Origin of the sequence: Clostridium chromiireducens (assembly GCF_002029255.1) — a bacterium.
GTDB lineage: Bacteria > Bacillota > Clostridia > Clostridiales > Clostridiaceae > Clostridium > Clostridium chromiireducens.
Genome location: NZ_MZGT01000137.1, coordinates 1 through 5,384, shown reverse-complemented (window position 1 = coordinate 5,384; position 5,384 = coordinate 1). Strand labels below are relative to the sequence as shown.

5 protein-coding genes are annotated in these 5,384 nt (G+C 29.1%); 3 read left to right on the top strand and 2 right to left on the bottom strand.

The annotated features are described in order from the left end of the window. The first annotated feature begins 375 nt into the window (after window positions 1–375). From CLCHR_RS23670 to CLCHR_RS23660, 3 genes are all read left to right on the top strand, one after another. On the top strand, window positions 376–1,371 hold the full coding sequence (locus tag CLCHR_RS23670; protein WP_079442401.1) for a C40 family peptidase: 996 nt from the start codon (window positions 376–378) through the stop codon (window positions 1,369–1,371). Window positions 1,372–1,527: 156 nt separating this feature from the next. After that, window positions 1,528–2,430, top strand: coding sequence for a 3'-5' exoribonuclease YhaM family protein (locus CLCHR_RS23665; protein ID WP_079442400.1), 903 nt, complete (start codon window positions 1,528–1,530; stop codon window positions 2,428–2,430). 105 nt (window positions 2,431–2,535) lie between these two features. After that, window positions 2,536–2,823 (top strand): DUF503 domain-containing protein, encoded by a 288-nt coding sequence (locus CLCHR_RS23660; protein WP_079442399.1) that lies wholly within the window; start codon window positions 2,536–2,538, stop codon window positions 2,821–2,823. A gap of 522 nt (window positions 2,824–3,345) precedes the next feature. Here the strand turns inward: CLCHR_RS23660 and CLCHR_RS23655 are convergent. Continuing rightward, window positions 3,346–4,134, bottom strand: coding sequence for a histidinol-phosphatase HisJ family protein (locus tag CLCHR_RS23655; RefSeq protein WP_079442398.1), 789 nt, complete (start codon window positions 4,132–4,134; stop codon window positions 3,346–3,348). A 106-nt stretch (window positions 4,135–4,240) separates the two neighbouring features. Further along, window positions 4,241–5,269: a 3-deoxy-7-phosphoheptulonate synthase gene (locus CLCHR_RS23650; RefSeq protein ID WP_079442397.1), complete on the bottom strand. Its 1,029-nt coding sequence runs from the start codon at window positions 5,267–5,269 to the stop codon at window positions 4,241–4,243. Window positions 5,270–5,384: the final 115 nt, after the last annotated feature.

Genomic DNA, 5,384 nt, shown 5'->3' with positions numbered 1-5,384 from the left:
TATTAAAGATATGGTGAATATTTTAATGATTAGAAAGTATAAAAATGTAACAATTATGTTGTGAAAAAGATTTGTTTACGGAGAGTATCCTCTATTTCGATAAATAAAAAATCGTAATAGAATGTTAATAAATACCACTTAATCATATATTATAATATTAAGTATCGTTTATTAAAAAATCAATACTAGTTTGGGTATATACATTATTTTTAGGCATAAAGAATATTCTTTTATAATATATATAATTTTAAAAAGGTTTAATAAAATTTCTGTGAAATTAAGAACGGATAAATTAAAAGAAACATATTTAACTACTAAATTTTAAGTGGTATGGATTTGAGTACTAAGAATATTAAGTGACTAAAGGAGGATAAAATGAAAAGTAAGTGTAGTTTTATAGTAGCAACTTTACTATTTTTTACAACAGTAACAAGTGCTAATTCGCAAGTACATGCGGACCCTGATATATTGTCACTTGAACAAGCGGTGCAAAAAATAGAGGAATGTGATAATAAGATTGAAAACAATATGGACAACCTTGATAAATTAAAAGAGCAGATTAAGGAAAGAGAAAATGAGATAAAAGATAATACAGAGTTATTAAAAATAGCACAAGAAAAGGTTGAAGAAAGAGATAATCAACTAGCTGAAAGATTAAATGGAATTCAGCTAAATGGAGGTCTTGAAATTACGTCTTTTCAATATATAGATGCATTATTTTCTTCGGGCAATATTTTAGATGCAGTACAAAAATTATCCTTAATAAATCAAATATGTACAAGTGATAAAAAACTAATTATAGAAGCAAAAGAATCAAGGAAAAAGTTTTTGGATATAAATGATAAGATTGATGCTCAGTATAAAAATCTAGAGCAAAATAGAGGCGAAGTAGAAAATAAAATTAAGGATTTAGAAGAACAAAAGCAAGGGATTCTAAAATTTATGGAGGAAAACGGAGAATTATTATCTGGTAGTACAGATATAACTGTTCCAGTAGCCTTACCGTCGGATATTAGTGATAGCACAAAGAAATTAATTGAAGATGCTGAAAAATATTTGAAAGTACCATATTTATGGGGAGGAGAGTCACCGGACGGTTTTGATTGTTCTGGTTTTATGCAATATGTATTTAAAGCACAAGGAATAGATTTACCTAGGATATCTGAAGAACAACAGAAGTTTGCGACAACAATTAATATGTCAGAGATTAATCCGGGAGATCTAGTATTCAATAAGCCTTCTGAAGCAACACATGTGGGAATGTACATCGGAAATGATATGTATATTCAGGCATCACACAGTGGGGATGTCGTAAAGATTTCTCGACTTTCAAAATCGAGTATGAAATATGCTGGAAGAGTCTTAGATTAAGTTTATAATGTTAAAAATATATTATTATAATACTTAAATTAAAATTATTTTTTCGAATAAAGAAATTTTCCTAATATAAACATAACGGAGAATAAGTATAAAAATTATTTTTACATATACTATATCTTAGAAATTATGTTTAAATGGGAGGAAGAAATGAGTACAAAAGAGAATTTCTTAAGTGATATGAAAAGTGGAGAAAGAATGAAGTTATCTTTAATGGTGATGAGAATACTATTTAGAGATTCTTCTAAAGTCGTATGCATATTAGCTGATAGAAGTGGAGAAATAAAAGCTAACTTGCCAAATAAAAAAGACGATATTATTGAGGGCAGAGTGTTGGAAATTGAAGGAATAAAAGATAACAATCTAGATGTGAAAGATTATGAATTTGTTTCTAATTACAATGCTTCTGATTATTTGCCGACAGTAAGCAGACCTATAGAAGATATTATGAACGATATCGAAGATTATACAAAAAAATATATATTGTCAGAAGAAGCACAAAATTTAAATGACTATTTCTTTAATGATGAAAAGTTTCTAGAAAGATTTAAAAAAGGCATAGGCGGTGTTTCTATGCATCACAATTATATTGGAGGGCTAGCAGAACATACATTAAGTGTTATGCAGGTAACTGAAATGCTATGTGCAAAATATAATTGCAGAAGAACAGAAATAGCTATTTTAGCTGCAAAGCTTCATGATATAGGTAAAATACATGAATTATATTTTGATGGGCCTTTTAAGTATACTCTCAGAGGCGAAATGGAGGGACATATTGTTATAGGCGTTGAGATGATAGATAAGGCTGTTATGAGTAAACCAGAGATTTATAGTGAGGATTTTATTATGAGAATAAAAGGATGCGTTGTTCAACACCATGGAAAACTTGAATATGGTTCTCCAAGAGAGATGAGAATGGAAGAGGCCTTTATATTAAATTACGCTGATTCAATAGATGCGACCATGAATAAGATATCTCAAATAAAAAATGTTACACAATCAGGAACTTGGTCAGAATATGATAGAAGAGTTGAAACTAAATTGTATCTCTAATTAGTATATAATATAGCTTTGCATAACTAAAAATATGCTCAACTATATATAGAGTATGAACTCATTATATACTTAATTGGGATAAACATAGAATGTGAGGAATATATGAATATTTTATATATGGAAATTACCCTAAGAGCATCATGGGTACATTCACTAAAAGAAAAAAGAATGATTGTGAAAAGTATTGTTCAAAAGCTGAAAAATAAATTCAATATATCGGTGGTAGAAGCAGAAGAACAAGATATACATAAAAAAATAGTTATAGGAATTGTAGGCTTATGTGCGAACTCGGCCCAAAGCGATTCAACAATGGAGAATATTATTAATTTCATAGAATCCAATACCGATGCAGAAATAATAGATATTCAAAAAGAAGATATAAGAAGATAGTTATGTAAGAAAGCAATTATCTATATGAAAACTTTCTATAGATAAACAATATGTAACTTAGACTTATGTAATATAATCAACGAAATGAATAGCATACTTTTGTTCCAGTTTCTAAGGAATTTTTATGGGTGATTCTAAGAACAAAAGTTGTGCCCAAAATGCTAGCATCAAAGGCAAGCTTCGAACTAGCATATTTGGAACAACTTTTATTCTAAGAATCACTACCATAAAGATTCCTTATGAAACATTCCACAAAAGTATGCTACTCATTTCTAGTTGGATATATTTCAAAACTAAATATATAAATTCGGTTAGTTTATCGCATAAATCTAAATTATATGTTATTTATCTACATAGATATAAAAACTATGAATTTTGCTTATTCTTGGTAATATATCTCAACTAGAAAGAGAAGGTGCTTTTTTTCTAGCAACCGAGTAATAAAGCACCTTCTCTTTCGGCGAGTTATAGGTATACTTCTAAGCTATATGTTGTTTATCTATATTTATTTTGATTGTTTACTTACAAAGGATTTCCTTTTGTTTGTCTGTTAGTGTAAGTGAATATGTATTTAAATCCTATATCTTTTAAAAGGTCATATATATAATTTATTTTTTCGCCGACTCTATTAGTTGTATGTGCATCAGAGCCCACAGTTAATATTTCACCGTTTAAGTCTTTATACATCTGAAGTATTTCTAACTTTGGGAAAAGTAGATTATCATTTAGACCAGAAGTATTAACTTCAATCCCTTTACCACTACGGATTATTATTTTTAGGATATCATATATATTGTCTTTATAATCTTGAAAATTATAAACTCCGTGCTCCTTAAATGCATAACGTTGAATAATGTCAAGGTGACCTAATACATCATAATCGCCAACTTCCACAAAATTTAAAACTTCCTTAAAGTAAGTGTCATAGGCATATTTAGCACCATGCTCTAGAATATTTACTCTTAGTCCTTGTCCGTTAAGGTTATGTATAGAACCTATTACAAAATCTAATTTGTTCTCTTTGAAATATTTATCATAATCACCTTTATAAAGGTGGTATTCTCCAATCTCTAATCCAGTTTTAATATTAATATCCTTATAATACTTCTGTGAAAGCCTAAATAGCTCACTTTCATAATGTCTAAAACTAAAGAAATCGTAGCTTTTATCACCAGGATCAAAACTTATGTGTTCTGTTAAGCATATTTCTCTTATATTCATAGAAATGGCTTTAATTATGATTTCTTCAATTTTTTGTTTTGAATCAAAAGAAAAGTTTGAATGTAGGTGGTAGTCGCTTAAATATCTCATTAAAATTTATCATCTCCATCAGAATTAATTATAATAAAAAAATTACAAGTCAGCATGTTAATTACTATCAAGCTGACTTGCATTTTATTTAATTTAACATTTTTAATTATACTTGTTCAGCAATATAATAAAGTAATCGTTCAGTAGCTTCCCAACCTAGGCAAGGATCTGTAATTGATTTTCCATAAATACGATCATCAATTTTTTGGCATCCTTCTTCTATGTAGCTTTCAATCATAACACCCTTAACTAATTTTTTAAGGTCACTATTATAATTTCTACTATAAAGTATTTCGTTTACTATACGAGGCTGCTCCGCAAACTTCTTCATAGAGTTAGCGTGATTCGCATCAACAATTACTGATGGATATGGGAAATCTGATTCAGCATATAATTCTGCAACTCTCATTAAATCTTCATAGTGATAGTTAGGAATATTGTTTCCGTGTTTATTAACAGAACCACGCATAATTGCATGTGCATATGGATTACCAGTTGTATTTACTTCGTTATGTCTATATAAGAAGTTATGTTTTGCATGTGCTGCTTGGATAGAGTTAAACATTACAGATATATCCCCACTTGTTGGATTTTTCATACCAACTGGAACCTCAATTCCACTAGCTGTAAGTCTATGTTGTTGATTCTCAACACTCCTTGCTCCAACGGCCACATAAGTTAATAAATCATCACAATACATATAATTAGAAGGATAAAGCATTTCATCAGCAGGAGTAAGACCTGACTCTTCAATAGCTCTAATAAACATTTTTCTGATAGAAATTAATCCTTCTAGGATGTTAGGTGATTTTTCAGGATCTGGTTGATGGAACATTCCTTTGTATCCTTCACCAGTAGTTCTTGGTTTATTTGTGTAAATTCTTGGTACGATAAATAATTTATCCTTAACCTTTTCATTTACTTTTGCAAGTCTGTTAACATAATCGCAAACTGAGTTTTCATCATCTGCTGAACAAGGTCCTATAATAACAACAAATTTCTCCTTATTCCCGGCAAATATTTCTTTGATTTCAGCATCTCTTTCAGCTTTAATCTTTTGAAGATTAGCTGATAGAGGAGTAAGTTCTTTAATTTCCTCTGGAGATGGTATTTTTCTAACTGTAATAAAACTCATTTATAAAGCCCCCCTATATGAAAATATAATATTTAAAAATGAAAAAACTTATGTTATATACTCTTTAAGTAAGTATATTGTTCTATACAAGAAATAGTATATAACATATAGATAT

Coding starts and splice junctions, on each gene's coding strand:
- CLCHR_RS23670 (WP_079442401.1), top strand. CDS start 376: ATGAAAAGTAAGTGTAGTTTTATAGTAGCAACTTTACTATTTTTTACA.
- CLCHR_RS23655 (WP_079442398.1), bottom strand. CDS start 4,134: ATGAGATATTTAAGCGACTACCACCTACATTCAAACTTTTCTTTTGAT.
- CLCHR_RS23660 (WP_079442399.1), top strand. CDS start 2,536: ATGAATATTTTATATATGGAAATTACCCTAAGAGCATCATGGGTACAT.
- CLCHR_RS23665 (WP_079442400.1), top strand. CDS start 1,528: ATGAGTACAAAAGAGAATTTCTTAAGTGATATGAAAAGTGGAGAAAGA.
- CLCHR_RS23650 (WP_079442397.1), bottom strand. CDS start 5,269: ATGAGTTTTATTACAGTTAGAAAAATACCATCTCCAGAGGAAATTAAA.